Annotated in this window: 15 protein-coding genes; 5 read left to right on the forward strand and 10 right to left on the reverse strand. The window is 68.4% G+C overall.

The window, feature by feature from the left end; genetic code table 11:
- Positions 1-50: 50 nt before the first annotated feature.
- Positions 51-707 (reverse strand): DMP19 family protein, encoded by a 657-nt coding sequence (locus tag MYSTI_RS28595; RefSeq protein ID WP_015351294.1) that lies wholly within the window; start codon positions 705-707, stop codon positions 51-53.
- 559 nt (positions 708-1,266) lie between these two features.
- Between MYSTI_RS28595 and MYSTI_RS28600 the strand changes: the two genes are divergently transcribed.
- Positions 1,267-4,320: a hypothetical protein gene (locus MYSTI_RS28600; protein ID WP_169558672.1), complete on the forward strand. Its 3,054-nt coding sequence runs from the start codon at positions 1,267-1,269 to the stop codon at positions 4,318-4,320.
- 51 nt (positions 4,321-4,371) lie between these two features.
- Here the strand turns inward: MYSTI_RS28600 and MYSTI_RS28605 are convergent, their stop codons facing one another.
- On the reverse strand, positions 4,372-5,253 hold the full coding sequence (locus tag MYSTI_RS28605) for an NAD(P)-dependent oxidoreductase (RefSeq protein ID WP_044281511.1): 882 nt from the start codon (positions 5,251-5,253) through the stop codon (positions 4,372-4,374).
- A gap of 113 nt (positions 5,254-5,366) precedes the next feature.
- A complete protein-coding gene (locus tag MYSTI_RS28610; RefSeq protein WP_015351297.1) occupies positions 5,367-5,939 on the reverse strand; it encodes a cysteine hydrolase family protein in 573 nt (190 codons plus the stop codon).
- A 109-nt stretch (positions 5,940-6,048) separates the two neighbouring features.
- On the opposite strand from MYSTI_RS28610, the gene MYSTI_RS28615 reads away from it, so the two are divergent.
- Positions 6,049-7,032: a GlxA family transcriptional regulator gene (locus MYSTI_RS28615; protein ID WP_015351298.1), complete on the forward strand. Its 984-nt coding sequence runs from the start codon at positions 6,049-6,051 to the stop codon at positions 7,030-7,032.
- A 78-nt stretch (positions 7,033-7,110) separates the two neighbouring features.
- Here MYSTI_RS28615 and MYSTI_RS28620 read toward each other — a convergent pair whose 3' ends face one another.
- Entirely contained in the window at positions 7,111-8,826 is a 1,716-nt protein-coding gene (locus tag MYSTI_RS28620) for a hypothetical protein (protein WP_015351299.1), read from the reverse strand.
- 164 nt (positions 8,827-8,990) lie between these two features.
- A complete protein-coding gene (locus MYSTI_RS41060) occupies positions 8,991-11,348 on the reverse strand; it encodes a tetratricopeptide repeat protein (protein ID WP_144370173.1) in 2,358 nt (785 codons plus the stop codon).
- Positions 11,349-12,307: 959 nt separating this feature from the next.
- On the opposite strand from MYSTI_RS41060, the gene MYSTI_RS28630 reads away from it, so the two are divergent.
- Positions 12,308-14,209, forward strand: coding sequence for an amidohydrolase (locus tag MYSTI_RS28630; RefSeq protein WP_233277987.1), 1,902 nt, complete (start codon positions 12,308-12,310; stop codon positions 14,207-14,209).
- Between the two features lie 62 nt (positions 14,210-14,271).
- On the opposite strand, the gene MYSTI_RS28635 is transcribed toward MYSTI_RS28630, so the two are convergent.
- Together MYSTI_RS28635 and MYSTI_RS43370 are read right to left on the reverse strand one after the other, a co-directional pair.
- Positions 14,272-14,583, reverse strand: a complete 312-nt coding sequence (locus MYSTI_RS28635) for a hypothetical protein (RefSeq protein ID WP_015351302.1) — start codon at positions 14,581-14,583, stop codon at positions 14,272-14,274.
- A gap of 104 nt (positions 14,584-14,687) precedes the next feature.
- Positions 14,688-15,017: a hypothetical protein gene (locus MYSTI_RS43370; RefSeq protein WP_015351303.1), complete on the reverse strand. Its 330-nt coding sequence runs from the start codon at positions 15,015-15,017 to the stop codon at positions 14,688-14,690.
- Between the two features lie 198 nt (positions 15,018-15,215).
- On the opposite strand from MYSTI_RS43370, the gene MYSTI_RS28640 reads away from it, so the two are divergent.
- Positions 15,216-15,734, forward strand: a complete 519-nt coding sequence (locus tag MYSTI_RS28640) for a hypothetical protein (RefSeq protein ID WP_015351304.1) — start codon at positions 15,216-15,218, stop codon at positions 15,732-15,734.
- Between the two features lie 50 nt (positions 15,735-15,784).
- On the opposite strand, the gene MYSTI_RS28645 is transcribed toward MYSTI_RS28640, so the two are convergent.
- Entirely contained in the window at positions 15,785-16,555 is a 771-nt protein-coding gene (locus tag MYSTI_RS28645; RefSeq protein WP_015351305.1) for a class I SAM-dependent methyltransferase, read from the reverse strand.
- A gap of 183 nt (positions 16,556-16,738) precedes the next feature.
- Here MYSTI_RS28645 and MYSTI_RS28650 point away from each other — a divergent pair, with 183 nt between their 5' ends.
- A complete protein-coding gene (locus MYSTI_RS28650; protein ID WP_015351306.1) occupies positions 16,739-17,890 on the forward strand; it encodes a serine hydrolase domain-containing protein in 1,152 nt (383 codons plus the stop codon).
- Between the two features lie 39 nt (positions 17,891-17,929).
- Here MYSTI_RS28650 and MYSTI_RS28655 read toward each other — a convergent pair whose 3' ends face one another.
- Both MYSTI_RS28655 and MYSTI_RS28660 read right to left on the reverse strand, forming a co-directional pair.
- On the reverse strand, positions 17,930-18,436 hold the full coding sequence (locus tag MYSTI_RS28655; RefSeq protein WP_063639769.1) for an MEKHLA domain-containing protein: 507 nt from the start codon (positions 18,434-18,436) through the stop codon (positions 17,930-17,932).
- 2 nt (positions 18,437-18,438) lie between these two features.
- Positions 18,439-20,178: a thiamine pyrophosphate-dependent enzyme gene (locus MYSTI_RS28660; protein ID WP_015351308.1), complete on the reverse strand. Its 1,740-nt coding sequence runs from the start codon at positions 20,176-20,178 to the stop codon at positions 18,439-18,441.
- Positions 20,179-20,379: the final 201 nt, after the last annotated feature.

Consider the following 20,379-nt stretch of genomic DNA (forward strand, 5'->3'; position numbering starts at 1 on the left):
GTGACGTTCCGGAGACGCCCCTCCCGCACACGCTATCGGCCAGGCACGTCTCAGCTCGCGCCGACCGTCACACGAGGCGCGTAGTGACGCACGACCCGCCTGGCGAGCGACTCGGGATACTTCCAGAACGCCTGGTCCAACGCGTACAGCCGCTCTCGCTCGGCGTCGGTCAACATGCCGGGCAGGTCGGACAGCGAGACCCTCTCCTCGGTCTCACCGTAGTGGGCGACGACATGCAGCATGTCCTCCAGACATTGCCGCGTGCCCTGAGCCCCCATCCCGCCCAACGCCTCGATGGCCAGGTGGCAGGTCTCTTCACCCCAGTTGCAGAAGAACTGCATGAAGCCGCCGTTGTTGATGTCGGCTTCCATTCGCCAGAGCGCCACCAGCTCGCGCTCGGCCTGCGGCAGGGCGGATGAATCCCTGTGGACCTGTTGAAGCCGCGCGAGCGCATGCTCATAGAGCGCGTCCTGCTCGAGGTGCCAGACACTGAGCATTCCATCAGCGGAGGGAGGCCAGAGCTCCGGCCAGTTCACGCCTCGGCCGTCTTCGGTGAGGGCCCAAGCCCGCCGCTGCTCGGGCGTGGCCTTGGCGACACGGAGCAAGCCGCTGAGAGGCACGGTCAGCACACGGCCATCCGTGAGCTGCAACCGGATGCGGTCCTCGTCGAAGCCCACGTCGATGATGCGATGGTCGTCTGGCGTCATGTGGTCATCGCCCAGGGTCGTTCCAGGTGAGGGCCCCCATCATGAGCGAGCCGGATTTCAGTGAGGCAGAAATCACCCAGCCCCTCCTCCGTTCCATCGGCTCCGACGGACTCCCTGATTGGTGAGACGGGCGCGTCGAGTCACCTGGGAATCCAGGCGAGCCACCCGCCAGGCTCGCTGTCTGGAATGACAACGTGTGACGTCGTTTCGCGGCCGTCTCATGCACGGGCGTCATCAGCACTGTCGCCAGATTAATCGCATGAAATCGTAATCCCCCCCTTGGAAACCACTGCCTGATCACAGCAGCATGGCGGCAGCAAGAGGGGGAAAACATTTGAGTACGATCAAGCGCGACTCGCAGCCGCTGCCGCTTCCACCGCCACCCAAGCCACAGGCGGCGTCGAAACCACCGGCACCACCACCACCACCCGCACCACCTCCACCGCCCGCTCCCAAGCCTCAGCGCGGTGGCTTCTTCGGCGGCGATATCCTGTCTCGCGCCCCGCAGACGACGACTCCCAGCCAATCTCGTGGCCAGCTCCTCGCCATGGATGGCGTCGTGACGCCCTCCACCCCGGCGCCCGCCACCACCCTGCTGACGGAGAACACCCGCGACGGCCAGCGCAACTGTCTGGACGCGGTGGGCGACTGGCTCGCCCTCGCCACGCCACAGCTTCGCGCGCGAAGCGAGGTCCTCCTCCTGCGAGACACCCGCTCCGGAGCCCAGGGCAGTGCCGGCCACGCCGTCATCCGGCAGGGTGAGTCCATCTTCGACCCGTCCACCGGCCGCACCTACGCGAACTTCAAGGAGTTCAACGCCGCCGGCAACTACCAGCTCGTCCACACCACGAGCGGCGCGGCCATGAACCGCGTGCTGAGCGCGCCCCCGGGCTCACCCGAACGCCAGCAGGCCCTCGACGCCGCGCGCATCCCCGCCTCGGTCCAGAACATGCTCCTGGCCGACACCAACGAGGGCCGCCCGCTCACCGCGGACCAGCAGGCCGCCCTCGACGCCGCGGTCAAGGCCCTGCCGCCCTACCCCACCTCCCAGCAGATTGGCGCCCTCATCCACGACCAGGACGCGTTCTGGCTCGACTCCGGCGAGGAGAATCCCCAGGCGTTCGCCGCGCTCACCACCGCGATGGCCTCGCGCTATGCGCCGCTCCGCGGCCCCCAGGCCGACCTCCAGGGCTTCAACGCCGCCATGGAGCAGCTCTCCGTGGCCGCCGGCGGCTTCACCCCGCAGATGTCCGCCGCCCTCGCCACCGCCGCGATGGACCCGGCCCTCGCCGCGCGCGGCATCCACACCGGCGAGGTCGCCGCGTGGGCGCTGAGCTCCGCCACCACGCCCGACGCCGCCCAGGCCGTGCTCGACGCCGTCGGCCCCGACGGCATGGCGTCGTTCGTCACCTCCCTGGGCCTCAACCCGGCCAACTCGAGCGACCCGACGTTCCTGAACAGCGGCAGCCGCATGCTCGCGCTCCGCGACTTCATGAACGTGGCCGCCACGCTGGCCACCCAAACGAGCGCCCCCGATGGCGCACAGGCGAAGTTCTTCCTCACCGTCGCCCAGCAGGCCGGGCCCATGCCCATGGAGCAGGCGTCGTTCCGCGAGGCCCTCGGCAAGGGGCTCGGCGCGGTGTACGCGATGGGCAACCCGACCCTGGCCGCCACCGAGTCCGCGCGCATGAGCGAGCTGCTCCGCAACGGCCACGTCGGCGACCTGCTCCAGGGCGCCACGGCCGAGCAGCGCCAGGGGTTGTACGTCGCGTTCCTCGACAACCCCCAGCTCACCTCGCAGCTGGTGGACCACCACAACGGCAACCTCGCCACCGCCGTGGCCTTCCTCCAGCTCGAGTCCCTCACCACGGGACTCACGGGCGCGTTCGGCCCGAATGGCCAGGTCCCCCTGGACGCGGATGGCCAGCCGCTCATCCCGCCCGAAGCGCAGATTCCCACGCCGCCTCCGGACGTGCTGGCGCGCCACCCCGCCATCGCCGCGCTCGGCACGCCGCTGCACGCGGCCACCGTGGCCCAGGCCATCCAGGCCGGGAAGCTCTCGTCCGCGCAGGCCGCCGACTACCTCGACGACCTGGCCACCTATTCGAGCGGGCTCGCCAACCCGGACCTGGCGCGACATGGCGCGGATGGCCTCACCTCCGCCGCCATCAACGTCCTCAATGGCGGCAACCCCATCGAGAACTCCCGCCTCGACGAGTACGCCGCGCTCAACGCGAACAGCCTCTCCGCGCTCGCCGACCAGGTCCGCGCGTCCAACGACCCGGCCTACATCGCCCAGGCCGTGACGGCCGGAAGCACGCAGGACGCCACCTTCCGCGCCAGCCTCCCTCGCTACGGCGACGCCATCGCCGCCATGGGTGAGAACGTCCAGGGCCGGCGCCGCGCCATCATCGCGGGCGTGGGGCTGGTGGCCTCCATGGCGGCCCCCATCCTCGCCGCGGCCGCCATCCCGGCCGGCGCCACGCTCACGGTGGGCGGCGTCACGCTGGGCACCGCCTCCCTCCAGGCGGGCACGGCGGGCCTCACCACCAGCGTGGTGAGCACGGCGCTCAACGCGGGCAACAACTACGACGCCACGGGCCAGCTCCACCTGGGCAACGCGGTGGCCGGTGGCGTGGTGGACGGACTGACCACGTACTTCGGCATGCGCCTGTCCATCGTCGCGGCGGGGCGCGGCCAGGGGGCCATGGGCGCGCTGGTGCGCGGCGCGGCCATCGACGGCATGGGCGGCGTCGGCGCGTATGCGCTGGGGACGCCGGGCGCGCTGGAGGGCATCCTCAACGGGGACCCGAAGTACACGCAGGCCGCGGCGGTCCAGGGCGGCGTGAGCTTCGGCTCGTCGTTCGTGCTCAGCAGCCTGCTGGAGCTGCCGGGCGTCGACACGCAGGCGCGCCCGGGCAACATCGTGGCGGATGGCATCGGCGTGCTCACCCCCATGCCCCGCTTCGGAGCGTCCGCCGCGGGCTCCCGCGTCCACGGCTACCGAGGCATCCGCGACATCGTCATCGAGGACCTGGAGACCATCATCAACACGGGCCTCCATCCGCGCACGGTGCGGGACGGGCGACTGGCGGAAGGCGCCATCGAGAACATGCCCTTCTTCCAGCGCTTCTGGACGGCGGTGCGGGAGTCCGCGGGGAAGAGCGTGGGAGAGCACGTGGTGATGCTCACCCGGCGCCCGGACCTCGCCGAGGCCTGGGCCCGCAACACGCCGGTGAACTCCCAGGGTCAAGTGTCCTGGCTCAACTTCAGCGGCTTCGTGGCGGGACTCCCCAAGCCCATGCGCGCCAGGTACTTCACGCCTGAGCAGTTCGAGCTGCTCCGCGCGCAACAGCTCGCCGCGGGCGGGCCGACCCTCCTCGTCAAGGACTCCAACGGCACCACCGTGCAGATGACGCTGGACCAGGTGCGCCAGCTCATGGGCGACACGAAGTTCGACATCACCGCCGAGGTGGCCGCCCCCGTCGAGAGCCAGATTGGCCTCGCGTCGTTCTACGGGAGCACCAAGCACCAGGAGGAGCCCATCGTCGGCTCCATCGGTCCCGAGGGCATCATCACCCTCACCGTGCTCTACAAGGGCACGCTGCCGTAGTCCCGCCTCCGGGGCCGCTTCGCGACATCGAAGCGGCCTCGGCGGCTCCGCTCACTCCTGGGTCAAGGTGCGGAACACCGCGGGCAGCTCCTGCGCGCCCAGCCCCGCGCCGAGCGCCCGGCGATAGTTCTCGAGCAGCTCCTGGGGGAAGCGCGCGCTGATGCGGGCATCGCGGCTGAGCCGGACGATGTGCTCGAGGGCGGCGACGTGGGTGTTCAGGCTGCACTGGTCCCCCGAGAAGTCGTCGCGCGCGACCATGTCCCGCGCGGCGTCGGCGGTGACGGAGACGAGCCCGAGGAAGGAAGCCTTCTGGGCGAAGAACAACTGGGGGTCCAGCCCCTCCGCCTTGCACATCGCCGCGGCGTGGAGCATGGACAGGCAGCCGCCGTAGTAGGCCTCCAGGATCGCGCAGTCGAGCGTCGCCGCGGAGCCGATCTTCTCGTCGACGTACACGGAGTTGCGGGCAATCGCCTGGAGCGTCTGGTGGTGCCGGTCGAAGACGGCGCGCGAGCCGGCATAGAAGACGGTGGCGTAGTCGGTGGCGACGAAGCTCGGGTAGGCGAGAATCGCGGCGTCCAGGTAGTCCACGCCGTGGGCGTTCGCCCACTCCAGGCCGCTTCGTGCATCCGCGGGTGAGCCGCTCGTGAGCTGGACGAGCGTGGTCCCCGAGAGCGCCGAGGCGACGTCCGCCGAGGAGAACAGCTCGGCGCTGGCGGCGTAGTTCGACAGAGAGACGACGACCAGGTCCCGGCCGGAGACGGCCTCGCGGAGGTTCTCGAAGGCGACGGTGCCACCTCCCACGGCCTTCGCCTTGGCGTGAGTCCTGTTCCACACGGCGACCTCATGGCCCGCCGCCGCGAAGGCTCGCGACAGCGCGGTCCCCATGAGCCCACTCCCCATCACAGCGATTCTCGTCGGACGGCTGGCTGGCATCTTCAATCCCCGGGTGTCTCGTTCATGCGACGCACCTGCGCGCGGCGCCGCCTGAGTAGAGCACGGCACCGAGGCGGGTCTGCCAGGACCTGAAATGCCGCGCGCGCTCCGCTTCAGTGCCCGGAGGCCTGGGCCATGAAGTCGCCGGTGGAGACGACCTGCGCGTAGGCCATGCCGAGCGCCGCGAGGAACGCGGCGTGGACCTGGGGCGCGGAGGCCGTCTGGCCATTGAACTCCATCGCTCGGGCCGCGCACGCGTCGTGGAGCAGCGTGACGGGGTAGCCCAGGTCCGCCGCCGCGCGCACCGTCGCGTCCACGCACATGAGCGTCATCATCCCCGTCACCACCAGCTGCTTCACCCCGAGCGCCCGCAAGCGCTCCTGCAGGTCCGTCTCCCGGAAGCTGTTGGGGAAGTGCTTGAGCACCACCGCCTCCCCCGGACGAGGCGCGACGCGGGGATGAATCTCCGCCCCCTGCGTCCCCGGTAGGAAGAACGTGGCCCCCGGCTGCATCGAGATGTGCTGCACGTGGATGACCGGCAGGTTCCGCTCGCGGAAGAAGTCCAGCGCCGCGCGGGCGTGGACCGCCGCGACCTCGGAACGGTCGAGCTCGAACCGACCTCCCGGGAAGTAGTCATTCTGGATGTCGATGAGCACCAGCGCCGCGTTCTCCAACGTCTTCGCCATGGGGTTCTCCAGAGGCAGTGAGGGGTGATGCACGCTGGAATAACCAACCGAGGTGCCCCCGCGGGAGTGTCCGGATTGACAAAGTCCGGGCGGAAAACGACAAGCGGCCATGGCCTCCGAGCCCTCTTCGACACGCATCGCGGTGCTGGCCCTGGATGGATGTGTCGCGTCCAGCGTCATGGGTCCCCTGGATGTGTTCGCCATGGCGAACCTCCTGAGCCAGGAGCAAGGCCACCCGGCGCCGTTCTCCGCGGAGCTCGTGTCGCCGCGCCCCGGCCCCGCTCGGAGCTTCCATGGCCTGATGCTCGCGGCGGCCCGTGTTCCAGACGCCTCGGAGCGCTTCGACGTCGTCCTGGTCCCCGCCGCCGTGGGCAACGTGGAGAGCCTCTTCGCCGAGCATGCCGCCGCGACCTGGCTGCGAGGACAACATGAGCGCGGCGCGAAGCTCGCCGCCGTCTGCGCGGGAGTCTTCCTGCTCGCGGAGACAGGGCTCCTGGAGGGACGGGAGGCCACCACGCACTGGGGACTCGCCCAGCGCTTCGCGGCGCGCTACCCCCGGGTGTCGCTCAAGCCCGAGCTGCTCCTGGTGGACCTCGGTGACGTGCTCACCGCGGGCGGTGTCACCGCGTATCTCGACCTCTCGCTGCACCTGGTCTCGAAGCAGGCGTCACCCGAGCTGGCGGCCCTCTGCGCGAAGATGCTCCTGGTGGAGCCCGGCCGCAGGTTCCAGGCCCCCTACGCCGTGCATGCCGCGCCTCGGGACCATGGAGACTCCGCCGTGCTGCGCGCCCAGGAATGGCTGGAGGCACACCTGCATGGCCCCGTGACGCTGACGGGCGCGGCCAGTGCCGCCAGCCTGGGGGAGCGGACCCTCTTGCGACGGTTCCGCAAGGCCACCGGAGACACGCCGCTCGACTACGTGCAGCGGCTGCGCATCGAGGCCGCTCGGCGTCTGCTGGAGACCACGCCTCGCACCGTGGAGGACATCTCCCTGGCCGTGGGCTACGCGGACACCACCGCGTTCCGCCGCCGCTTCAAGGCGCGCACCGGATTGACACCCGATGCCTACCGCCGGCGCTTCGCGCTGCGCTGAAGAGTCCTTCGCGAGGCCCGGCTGCGGACCTCCGCACGACGGGTGCGAGAGGCTCGATGGCGCGAGGTCAGCGCCCGTTCATTCCTGGAGCGTGATGACCTGCTCGGCCATGTTGCCATCGCTGTCCATCATGTTGGACCTGAGAGTGGCCTCGCCCGGAAAGCGCTCCCGGAGCGACTGCTTCGACAAGGTCACCGACAGCGGAGGCACCCCGAGGAACTCTTCGTGCCCGAGGACACCCGCCTCCACGTTCCAGGCGACGTGCCGCACCCCGGTCCTGGCTTCGAACGTGACGTCGGTGGCCGTCTCGCGCAGGACGAGTTGCGCGTTGCTCGCGGAGGCGACGCGGTCGGGATGGAGCCAGCGGTGGAACCCCAGGCGCACCGCGCTGCTGCGGTCCCAGCCGGTCTCATGGACGGGCAGCACGGGCGAGAGGCCCGCCGACGTGGCGCTCCTGGGCTCCAGCCCCATGAACGTGCGGTTGATGAAGTCGAAGTCGCGCGACATCACCCCCTTGCCATGGACCGGGTGATGCAGGCTGAAGCAGTGTCCAAGCTCGTGCATCGTCGCGCCCAAGCCCGTGGCGTAGTTCGCCCAATGGGTGCCTCGCCCCGCGCTGTCATCGAGCAGCACGGACGTGTCGATGCGCCGCTCATCGAGAAACCGCGCGGCGACCTCATCGAGCGACTCGGCCCACGTGTGCAGCGTGCCGCTCCCGAAGAGCCCCAGCCGCCCGCCCCCGAGCGCGGTATGCGCGAGCACCTGCTTTTGAACGGGGTCGAAGTGCGTCATCGACATGATGACCACGTCAATGGTCTCGGGTCGGTTCGGCAACGACCCGAACTCGCCATAGAAGTAACGCCACAGGGCGAGCCCATCCATCTGGTGTGCCAGCGCCGTGGTCAACCTGCTGCGGAAGACCGTCACGACGGGAGCACCTGAGCCATCGCGCTCGAAATGGAACGTCCGTCGTCCCAAGCCCTGGGCGGCGAGCGCCTCCGCCGTGAAGGTCTGCATGAGCTCGGCGCCGGTGCCAATCCGACGCAGGGCGCTCGCGAGGTCGTTCGGCTCACCTTCCGGTGCGTCGAATCGACCCTCCGCGTCGGCGGCGACGACGTACACGAAGCGAACGGCCTGGGAAGTCGTCATGGGTGCGTAGCTGAGCGGGAAGCGGTGCAGCACGCCCCCTGCCTCGAGCAGGACGTCGTTCGTCCCTGGGGCCAGTCGCACGAGGGTCTTGAACCGGCCTCCCGTCGCCGGCCACGCACGCATCGGCTCGCGATGCAGTCCGGCGGACACCTCCGTGACCTCCGTCGGCACAGTGCCGGTCAACAACGCCAGCGGATACCGGAGCGGCTCACCTGCTTCCAGGTTCTCCACCTCGAGGAGCGGCTTGACGACCTCCACGAGGCCCGGTGCCGTGCTGACGTGAGTGCCCAGCCGGTCGACCCGGCGTGCGAGCAGGCGATAGGTGCCGAGCGGCACATCGTCCGTCCGCCAGTCGAAGACCGCCGGCGCGGTGGCCACCGCATGGCCGGATGCGAGAGGAATCTGGTCCGCCGTCGTCTCCAGGTCGCCATCCGCGTCGGCGAACAGGTCCACGGTGGCCGTCCCCGCGATGGTCGAGACCCACTCGATGGAGACGGGCACGCCCGGGGCAATCTTCAGGTGGGTGGCGGGGCGAACCACGGAAGTAACACCCGCGGCGTCGTCGGTGTTGCGGTCGGGTTCCCCGGAGCCACAGCCGACGCTGATGGCGGCGGCGAGCAGCGAAGCGCACAAGCGGATGAACATGCATGGAGGCTACCACCCAGGACCTGCCCCCCGGTGTCGGGCCCTGAGTTGGTTGCCTCTTGAAGCCCTTTGGAGCGGGGCCTCGAAGTCTCCTGATATGCGCCAGAGGACTCGCGCCGCGACCTGCCAGCGTCCACGCGTCGCGGCGCCGTCCCGAGGGCGGCTCAGAAGAACTGACTGCTCTTCACCGGAGAGTCCGTGAGCTGCCGGTGTCGGACACCCTCGCTCCGCGCCCAGCCTGGGGCCACGTCACCCGTGAGTCCCTGAACGGCGGTGACCAGCGCGAGAAGCGTGGGCAGGTCATCCAGTGTGCTCTCATCCATCTGCACCGCGAGCAACTCTCCCGCCAGCTCCTCGACCGGGCGCTCGTCGGGCTGGACCCGTTCCGTCTGGCGCGTCTTGGCGTTGAACTTCAGGCGCTCGCCCCACGGTGTCGTCTTGCTCTGGTAGAGGTAGGTGGTCAGGTCCGCCGCGAAGGCGCTCTCTTGCGTCCACCGGGTGAGGTGGCTCCAGAGCACCTGCCCGGGACGATGGGGATGCAGCGACTCGAGCAAGGGGCCTTCGAGGTCCGCCAGGTCGTAGGCCACCACGAGGCCCGGCGCCTCACTGCCGCCCTCGGGCCAGGGCTCCGCGGGAACGCCCAGGCGCTTCGCGACGGCGAGGCCGAGGATGGCGCTCTGTCGCTCAGGGAGGATGAACACCCGAGGGACTCCCACTCCGACGTGCTTCAGGACCGCCTCCACGCGACGGAGTCCCTCCAGGCAGAGCACACCCGAGTCCTGGACGAAGGCATAGCGCCCGGTCATCCCCTCGTCGAAGCCATGCGGCGACAGGTGGAGCAACACCGTCCCGGTCGTGACGAACTGCCAGCCACGGAGGTCCTCGAGGTCGAGGGACGTCGCGTGACGGGCTGCATCGGCGCGGCGGAGGAAGCGCCGCAAGCGCGTCATCATGACGTCGAGCCCCGAGGACTCCTCGGGGAGCGCCTCCGGAACAGTGCGCAGACGCTCGAGAAGGGCAAGCCGACGCCGGGGCTCGTCCAGGTCCCCCGTCATCAAGGCGTTGTAGCCGAGCAGATAGCAGGCCATGAAGCGCGTATCGACGAGCCCCGGAGGGGAACACAAGGTGAGCACCGCCTGGCCATGCGCTCCGATGTGCTCCAGGGCCGCCACGAACTCGTAGATGATCTGCTCTGAATCCGGGGCCAGCTCGAAGGCACGCTGGAGGACGGTCGCCGCGAGGCCGTGCAGGCCCTGCTCAATCAGCTCATACCCGAGGGAGAAGTACGCCCCCGCATCGTCCGGGAGCGAGGCGATGTCGCGCACCTGCTGCGCCAACGCATCGCCCGCGAACACCGCCGCGACCCCGGCAAACGCCCCCCACGCCTCGCTCCAGTGCGCCTTCGTCCGCAGCTCGGTCATTCCTGGATAGCTCAGGACGGAGCGAATCGTCCTGAACGCCGTGTTCGCATCTTCCGAAGCGAGGGCGGCGAGTGTCTGGTCACGGAGGTCGGTGAACGATGCAGGCACGATGGCTCCAGTTGAATCGAGAGATGGTGTGGCTGGCGGATGAAGCGAGGCGGGGAATCTCTTCGAGAGTGGAGTGCGCGGAGGCTTCTTCGGCTCGAGCGGAAGACGGGGACTTCGCACCGGGGACTCGACCACCTGCGGGAGTCGTTCACCCGAGGAACGAAACAACCCTCCCCCGTGCTCGTTCGTGAGCGTGGCCGCGGCCCCCACGAAGGAGAGCAACAGCTCGGGCTGCTCTTCGGGCGGGATGGGTTCCTTCGTCAGTTGGACGAGCTCTTCAACCAGAGCATCGCTCGGACGTCCATCCGGCGGCGCCCACTCCAACCGACCCGTCTCCGGGTTCGATACCGGGCGCTTCCCCCAGGGCGTGAAGAAGTCCTGGCACAACACCGAGGTGAAGTCCGCGACAACAGGCCCTGGCGTCGTCCAGCAAGTGAGGTGGCTCCAGAGTTTCTGTCCTGGACGATGCCGGCCCAGCGAGACCAGGACGGGCTTCTCCACGTCCCGGAGGTCGTATGCGACGACAAGGCCGGGCTCGAGAGAGCCTCCGTCGGGCCACGGTTCGCAGGGAACACCCAACACGCGGGCCGTGGCCTTCGCGAGGATGAAACTGTTCCGATCAGGAAGGGCGAAGACACGAGGAGGGAGGCAGTCGAGTCGTTCGAGAATGGCCTTCGCCAGGCGAATGCCCCGCGCACAGCCCCGTTGACTGTCGAACAGCCCCGCGTAGCGGCCGTTCATCCCAGCATCCAAGCCATGTGGCGATAGGGACAGCAACACACTCCCAGTCGTCACGAAGTGCCAGCCCCGCAAGTCGTCCAGCGCGAGCGAGGCCACCTCCTGGACCGCATCAGCACGGGCTACGAAACCCTGGAGCTGACCTAGCGAGGTGTCGAGTCCGTTGGCGTCCTGTCCCTTCAGTCCAATGGGAAGCGCCTCGGGAATCTGGCGAAGTGCCTGGAGGTGCGCGACTCGGCGTCGAGCCTCAGCCATGTCTCCAGCCATCACGGTGTTGAAGGCCAGAAGTCGGCAGGCGGCGAAGCGCGTGTCGACCCATTCTGGATGCGAACTCAGCAGTCGAACCGCATCGGCGTTCTGCTCCATCCGCTGGAGCGCGAAGGAGAACTCATAGAGAACAGACTCGGAATGCGGGTCCAGTTCGTAGGCCCGTTGGAAGGCGGTCGCGGCAAGCCCAGGCAATTTGAGCCTGAGGAATTCGGCGCCAGCCAACGAGTACGTGCGCGACGTATCGGGCAGGCGCGCGATATCACGGGCATGCTGGGCGCACTTCTCTCGAGACACTGCGAGGGATATCCGGGCAAACAGCTCCCAGGACTCAGCCCAGGTTTCAGGGTCTCGGAGCCCGGGGGCACCCGGATAGTCGAGGAAGACCCTGAGGATCCCCAGGGCCTTGCGTGGCGCTTCTTGAGAGAGAGCTTCGAGCGTCTGGTCGCGGAGTTCAGCGAAGGTCTGCGGCACTCTTGAACGATGAGGCGTCCTGCAGCGACGCCAACAGCGAGGTGATGTAGCTCCCGCGACCCAGGGGCCTCGGGCGGAATGCACCTCTTAGCATGGGGAGGCTCGGGTGTCCCGAGGGTTCTCATCGGCGCCTTCGCGCGGTTCGCGCCCCGAATCGCCTCCCCAGCATCAACAAACACTCCTCCAACCCGTCTCTCAGCTCCAAGCCATACACCAAACACCCCTCTCTCCTGACGTGTCAGCCGCGGCGCTGACGCGTCAATGAATTCCCTGACACGTCAATTCATGGCTTGCGGCTTTTTCGCACACGCCATCAATCCATCCGTGTATAGGACTGGGCAACCTCACACAGGAGCACCATGAACAGACATCTTCGGCGGGAGCGCTCTGCTCCCAGCTCTCTCCTTTCGCGTTCTTGGGTCTGCACCGCGTCCCTGGCCTTCCTGGCCTCGTGCGCGAGGACGGGGGGCTCGATGTCGAAGCCTCCCGACGCCGACAAGACACTCTTCCTCGGGAAGGTGCTCACCATGGACGACGACATGACCGTCGCCGAGGCCGTCCTGGTGGATGAGCGTGGCCACATCCTCGAGGTGGGAACCGAGCAGGCTGTCCGGGATGGACTCGGTGCGGGCGCCCAGGTCGTCCAACTCGCGGCCGGTCAGGTGCTGATGCCGGGCTTCATCGACCCGCACCTGCACCTGCTGCCCACCCTCCTCCAGAGCGTCCTCGAGTCGCACAACCTGGCGCCCTGTCTGCCCGGCCCCTATCGCATCCCCACCGCCACGGCCTGTGAGTCCCGCGCGGACGTGCTGAGCACCCTGGCCTCCATCCAGCTATCCCCCGAGGCCCCGAAGGACGAGTTCGTCCTGGGCATGAACCTGGACCCGTCACGCCAGGTGTTCGACCCCCTCAAGTGCGGCATCACCGCCAAGGAGGCCGCGAGCGCCAAGAGCTTCATGGACAATCCGAAGTTCTACATCGAGCGCTGCGTGAGCAAGGACCGCCCGGTGCTCATCCTGGACCAGTCCGGACACCTGGCGTACGTGAACCAGAAGGCCATCGACGTCGTCTGCGCGGGACAGGCCGCGTGTCCCCCCGCCTCCGTCGAACAAGGTGGCGGTGAGTGGGCCCCGAGCAACAAGGCCACCTCCTTCACCGGCCTGCTCAAGGAGACCTCGGGCTATGCCCCCTTCATGGCGGCGATGCAGAAGAGCCTGCCGCTGGCCCAGCTCCAGTCACATCCCCAGGAGGTCCTGGAGGCTTACCAGAAGGAGATCAAGCCCGGCATCCAGGCGATGCGTGACGCGGGGCTCACCACCATCGCCGATGGCGGCCTGGTGGGCCGGCCCCAGCTCAACGCCGTGAAGTTCCTGGCGGAGCAGGAGCACTTCCCGATGCGCGTCACGGGCGTCGTGACGTACGACTCCGCGAAGACCGATGACATCCAGCCGACGGGGCCCGCGTGTGACCCGCGCCAGGATGCCCGGTGCAGGCTGCCCAAGTGGCTGGGCGCCGGTGGCCTCAAGCTCTGGGTGGATGGCTCGACGCAGGGCTGCACCGCGAAGCTCTCGGCGCCCTATTCGTACTCGACGAAGGGCCATTGCGCGGACGCGGGAGACGGCCGGGCCGACTTCGACAACATGCAGGCCATCGTCACCGCGCTGAGCGAGCAGTGGATGACGAAGTCCTGGCGCGTCCAGCTCCACGCCAACGGCAACGACGCGAACCAGTGGGCCATCGACGCCTTCGCGCTGCTCCAGCAGAAGGCCCAGAACCAACACCCCGTGCTGTTCATCCACAACACGGTGGGCCTGGAGCAGCTCTCCAAGAACCTCGGGGACCTGCGCAAGGGGACCTACCGCGCGACCAACGGACAGACCGCTCCCGCCGTCCAGGCCCACGTGACGCACCTCATCGGTCATGTGGCGTACTGGGGCCACGCGTTCAGGGGCATGCTGGGTGAAGAGGCCGCGAACAACCTGGACCCCGTGGGCTTCGACCGCGACCAGGGCATCCCGTTCTCGTTCCACAGCGACTCGATGGTGACGCCGCCGCGCCCGCTCTGGTTCGTCGAGCAGGCCGTCACCCGCCGCACCTGGGCATATCCCTCACTTCAGGAGAGCGGCACCCTCGGCCTCGAGAAGCACGCGGCCACCGTCGAGGAGGCCCTGCGCGCCATCACCATCGAGCCCGCCCGGCAGCATGAGCTCGACGCGTGGGTGGGCAGCATCGAGCAGGGCAAGGTCGCCGACTTCGTCGTGCTCGGAGACAACCCCCTCGACTACGGCCCGACGAAGAAGGACCCCACCCTGATTCACAAGATTCCCGTGGTGGAGACCTATCTGAACGGCAAGCCCACCTCGAAGAACCCCTGAGGCCCCGGTCCTCGGCTGGAGCCCGGCGCCCTCGCCCGCTCCAGCCGAGGGCGCGTGCCGGTTCAGTGCGCCTGAGGCTGCTCCTCCGCCTCGGCCATCCGGCCCGGCCAGCCCACGTTGTAGGCTTCGAAGATCCTGACTTCAGGCCGCGCAATCCCAGGCACGGCCTTCATGCAGGGCTCCAGCTTGCTGCTCACGAACTGCTCCCACGCCTGCCTGGAAGGCCAGATGTCGACCACCAGGAAGCCCTCATCCGTGGCGGCGCTCACATGAGACAGCAAGGCGGTCGACGTCACGCCTCGCCGGACCAGCTCGCGCGCCACCGCGTCGTATTCCGACTGACTTCGCAGCTTCACCATCACCATCACAGCCATGGCACACCTGCCTCTCGAAGTTCTCCTCTGCTTCGAAGGTGGGCACGGCCCTCCCGGGTGGCAGCGCCCTCGGGTCCTCGTGCCGTGAGCGGAGACCTCGCCGCTCAGCACGCACAGCCGGGGCCCTTGCGACAGGTCTTGCTGCACGAGATGCACGAGTCGCCGCAAGGACAGCCCTTCGTGCAGACCTTGCAGCAGGTCCTCGCGGGGGCGGGCTCGTACTCGGGGGTCTCGTCCGAGGACTCGGGGACAGGTGGCGCGTCCTCGACCTCCCGGACCGCGTCTCCTTCCCGCTGGAGGCACACGCCTCCAGGTCCTTCGCGCAGGCAGACCTCCTGTCGGGTCGGTGGGTCCGCGAGCGGCCCGTCAGCCGCCTTCCCAGACACAGCCAGCAGGACCCCGACGGCGACAACGAAGACACGGCTCCAGTGCATGGACACCTCCGATGCGCAGGGTCCTCCACCCCTCGTGGGGCGGCCATACCCCCGGAAGGGGAGGCGCCCCCTGGGGGGCCCACCCCGGCTCATCGAAGTGCACTTCTGGATATTCCCCCATCAACCAGGGAAATCACTGGCTCCGTAAGGACGGCCGACCGGGCACGCGTCCGGCGCATTCCCTTATCGGAGAACACAATGCAGAGCCGTACCCGATTCCTGCTCCTGAGTTTGTCGTTGCTCGCCGCGATTCCCTTCCAAGCCTCCGCGCAGACGGAAGAGGGGCCTTTCTACAGCACCCAACACCTGACGTCGTACTGGCAGAACCGCAACACCAACAGCGCGACGGAAATCTCCCTCAACGCGTGGGTCGTCCTCACGAAGCCAGGCTTCGGTCCCGCCCTGCGGCTGATGTACTTCAAGTGCATGGACGGTCTCATCCGGCAGCACTGCAACCAGGTGCAGGGCCCCTTCGTCCATCGGTGGGAGGTCGAGGACTTCCTCAACTCGGGCCCTGGCGCCGGAAGCATCGTGGCGTATCTGGATGGGAACCGGTTCCTGAACGGCTTCGGCCCCTTGTTCGGCACGTACTACTACTACACGTGCGTGGGTGGACCGAGCCAGCACCTCGTCGGCCGGATGAAGTACATCATGCTCCAGTCCGCCGACACCATCTATGGCCCCATTGCCGGGCAGAGCTGCCTGCCGGCTCCATGAGGTGACCCTCCGCCGGAGCGGGAATCGGTTCCGCTCCGGTGGTCGTCTCGTCACGCCGACGACACCGGCTTCCGTGCCTCGATGAGGAAGCGCGTCGTGTGCGCGAGGAACGGGCCGTCGCGCAGGATGCGCTCGTGCAGGGCTCGCAGCTGGGGGCGGTACTGCTCCACCGTGAAGCCCGGAACCATCCAGATGACCTTGCGCAGGAAGTAGATGACCGCGCCGATGTCGCGGAACTCCGTGCGCAGCCGCTCCAATCGCAGGTCCACGACCTGGAGCCCCGCCGCCTCGGCCTCGGCGCGCGCGTCGTCGGGGTGGCGCCTGCGGTGGATCTCCTCGGGCAAGGGACCGAGGAAGTACTCCACGAGCTCGAAGACACTCGCGGGTCCGACCTGCTGCGAGAAGTACGTCCCTCCCGGCTGGAGCACCCGGGCAATCTCACGCCACCAGGTCGTCACCGGATGGCGGCTGACGACCAGGTCGAAGGCGTCGTCCGCGAACGGGAGCGGGGGCTCGTCCGCATCCGCCACCACCACGACACCTCGAGGATGAAGCAGGCGCGTGGCCTTCGCGACATTGGGCGGCCAGGACTCCGTCGCCACGATGAGGCGCGGCAGCGTCGACACTCCCGCGAGCACCTCACCTCCCCCTGTCTGGATGTCGAGCGCCGCGGAGGCCCGAGCCATCCGCTCTCCCATCCGACGCTGATATCCCCAGGAGGGACGCTGCTCCGTCGCGCGCCCGTCCAACCAGGAGAAGTCCCAGCCCGCCACCGACACGCTCGCGGCCTCGGCCTCCAGGTCCTCATAGCTTCGTGACATGGCTGGGATATCTAGCGTGGCTCCACACCCCACGCGAGCAGCCCGGCCCGACACTGTCCGCGGGTGGGACGAACGGAGGTGACACCCCCACGAGCAGGCGGTGTTTTCCAGGGCATGAACATTCACTCCCAGCGTTGTGATGTCAGTCAGGCGGATTCCACGGGACCTGTCGCGTCGCCCCGGATGAGCGCCAGGACACGCCCCAGGTCGAAGCTCGCGTGGCTCTCATTGGCCGTGTTCGTCGGTCTGGCGGGCGCCGTCAGCGGTTGTGACAACGACGATGAGCCCACGACGACCCTGCACGCCGACCTGCAAGCCCTCATCGAGGACTCCGTCGCCAAGGGCCTGACGCCCGGCGCCGCCCTCGCCGTCACCTCGGATGGAGGCAAGACCTGGCTCGGCGCCGCGGGGGTCTCCGACGTCGAGCAGGCGCATGCCCGGTCTCCCCAGGACCGCTTCCGCGCGGGGAGCATCCTCAAGACCCTTGTCGCCACCGCCGTGCTCCAGTCCGTCGAGCAGCGCAAGCTCACGCTGGAGGACACCCTGACGAAGCACCTGCCCGCGAGCGTGACGAGCCGCATCGAGCACGCACAGGACATCACCGTGGCCATGCTGCTCGCGCACCGCTCCGGCATTCCGGAGTGGGTCACCTCCGAGACGGACATGCGCATCTTCGAGGACCCGGAGCACCTCTGGACGCTCGAGGAGATTCTCGACCTCTCCCGTGCACAGCCCTCGGTGTTTCCGCCGGGCACCCAGTATGGATACTCGAACACGAACTACGTGCTCCTGGGTGAAGTCCTCTCGGCGGTGGAGGGGCGGAGCTGGCGCGAGGTGGTCCGTGAGCGGGTCCTCGCGCGAGCGGGGCTCTCCCACTCGGTGCTTCCCGAGCCGGGCGACCCGACGTGCCCGGCGCCCTGCGCGCGGGGGTACATCTCCTTCGATGAGAAGCTCATGGACATCACCCTCGTCGACCCGTCGATGGCCGGGGCTTCCGGGGGTCATGCCCTGGTGACCAGCGTCACCGACCTGGGCCTCTTCTGGAAGAAGCTCCGCGCCGGGGCACTCTTCGAGCGCAAGGAGACGCTGGACGCCATGTTCGCGTTCCAGCCCGCGCCCGAGCCCGAGTCCCGGCTGGTGGGATATGGGCTGGGCGTGATGCGCCTCGAGTCCCGAGGTGTCGTCGCCCTCGGACACCTGGGCACCACCGCGGGCTACCAGAGCTTCATGCTCGAGGTCCCCGCGACGGGCCGCATCGTCACGGGGAACATCAACGTGATGGGAGACCTGGCCGCGGTGCTCGAGCCCATCCTGGAGCGGGTGGGCCGGCCCTGAGCGCCAGCCCTCCGTCAGCCTCTCTTCCACCGTGGGGCGCTAGAGAGGCGCCGTCCACACGAGAGCGCCCAGGCCGATGAGGATGCCCGTGGCGTCGTGGACCACCCAGAGCTCCACGTCATGGATGCGGAAGAGGCGTCCCGTCTTGGTCACGCGGACGCCCGAGTAGCCGACGGTGAAGCCCAGCGCGTAGGTGCGCTCGATGAGCTCCGCGCGCTCCTCCCGCCCCTCGGGCGGCGCGCTGAATCGCGCGGGGGTGACGAGGAACTCCTCGGCGGAGTAGCCGAAGCGCTCGGACGCGGTGGCGTTGGAATAGAAGTAGACGGGGTCCGCCTGGGTGTCCTGCGCCAACAACATGAAGGGCGCCTGGGTGTGGAGCCACTCCAGCCGCTCTCCCAAGGGCGCCTGCTCCAACGAAGAGGGACACGCGCCGGCCCCCAGGGGGCGCCGTCGCATGCGCTGGTAGGAGGCGTCGAGCACCTCGAGCAGGGGCAACACTTCGTGGAGGGGCCTGGCGAGACGACGTTGAGGAAGAAGTGCGTTCATGGTCAGAGATTGTTGGCGCGAGGGTTGGGGCCGAGGACCTGGTCGGTATCGACCGGGACCGTCACCAGGATGGACTGGCCGGGGCGTGCTCGATGGAAGCCCATGATGGCGTCCAGGTTCGACAGGTCCTGCTTCAGGTCGAACGCCATCCACCCACAGGCACGCGCGACGTCGCCGTAGCCCATGCGTGTCACGGCGGTGTGATGACGGTGGGGCGCGAGGCCCGGGTGCGTGACGGGTAGGACCTGCTCGACGATTCCGTAGTTTCCGTTGTCGAGCACGAAGAGCAGGAGGTCCAGGGTGCTCGCCTCGGAGAGGCAGCCCGCGAAGAGGCGGAAGCAGCCATCCCCCGTGAAGCCCACGACATGCCCCTCGGGACTCGCCTGCCGCGCGCCGATGCAGAGGCCCAGGACATTGCCCATGGCCGAGCCCCGATAGAGGGAGAAGAAGCGCGCGTTCGGGTTGGGACGCTGGGTGATGTACTGACGGTCTTTGTAGGAAAGGCAGACATCATCGAAGCCGATGGTCCCCGGCGCCCAGAGCCTGTCCAGGCGGGAGAAGAACTGGCGCATGTCCACATGGCCAGGGCGCGGCGGCTGTCTCGGCTGGTCGTTCAGGTCCGCGGGCGCGGGCCGAGCGCGCTGGGAGCGAGGAGGCCGGACCGCCAGCTGCTCGACCAGTGCGTGCAGGGCGCTGTCCAGCGGCGTCACCCATTGGAGGAACGCGTGGCGCGCGCGGTGCGCGAAGCTCCCATTCGCCTGGCCGTAGCCGTCCTCGAGGGAGGTGATGACGAACGTCTTCCCCGCGTTGTAGGGCTGGAGGTTGACGGTGTACTCGTCCGGGCACGCGCCGAGCACCAGCAGGATGTCCTCCTCGCCGAGACTCGACCAGAGCGCCATGGCCGCATCGTTCCCGCCAAAGGAGATGTAGCCATGGCCCATGGGATTCTGCCGCTCGACGCCGTTGGCGCCGTTGATGCTCCAGACGATGGGCGCACCCAAGAGCTCGCAGAGCTGCGTCGTGAGGCGTCCGGCCCGAGGGACACGCGCCAATTCCTCCCCCGCGAGGATGACGACCCGGCGCCCTTCATCCACCGCATCCCGGAATGTCTCCACGAACTCGCGCATCCGGGTCGCGTCGGGCGCCAAGGGGTGGAGGGCGGAGAACGGGCCTGACTCCACCCCCGTGTGCTGGTTGAGCGCCATGGGCTCGATGACGAGAACCACGGGCTTGGAGCGCTGGAGCCGCTGCTGCGCCTGCCGGAGCAGCGGAACGAGCGTCGAGGGCTCGTCGAGCAGGAACACGCCGCCGGGAAGCTCCGCCTCGAGCTGGTCGACGATGTTGTTGCCATGCACGGAGGTGTCCTGGAGCGGGCACAGTCCATGGCTCGTCGCGGAGGCCAGCGGCACCAGGAACACCGCGGGAATGTCATGCAGCTTGGCGTCACTCAAACCGCAGGACAGGAGCTTGGTCGCCGCCCCCGTCGTGGCCACGCAGCAGCCCAGTGCCCCTGTCGCCAGATAGCTGCCCAAGGGCACGAAGCCCGCGGCGTACTCTCCCAGGGAGAAGAACCGCGGCCCTTCCTTCGATGACGGCTCCACCTCTCGCGGGTATGGCTCCATGTGACGGAGCAAATGCAGGAGCCCACCTCCCGTGACACCGGTGCACGTGGTGATACCCCATGCAGTGAATGCGTCGAACAACGCCTCGTATCCTGTCAGACCGCTTGTTGCTGTGCTCATGCCGGCGCGATATGCGGCTCCTGGCAAAACCAATCAACCCAGATCTTTCTGGCATTGTTGCAGGTTGCATCAACGGTTGCGGGCGACGGCATGGACAGGCATCCGACACGCGCGTCGGGCCCGCGAGACGATGCAAGGGAATGCCCGTAGACCGGCCCCCCACGAGCTGAAGCGGCGTCACTCGGACGGCGAAGGACGCCT

This window comes from Myxococcus stipitatus DSM 14675, from assembly GCF_000331735.1.
GTDB lineage: Bacteria > Myxococcota > Myxococcia > Myxococcales > Myxococcaceae > Myxococcus > Myxococcus stipitatus.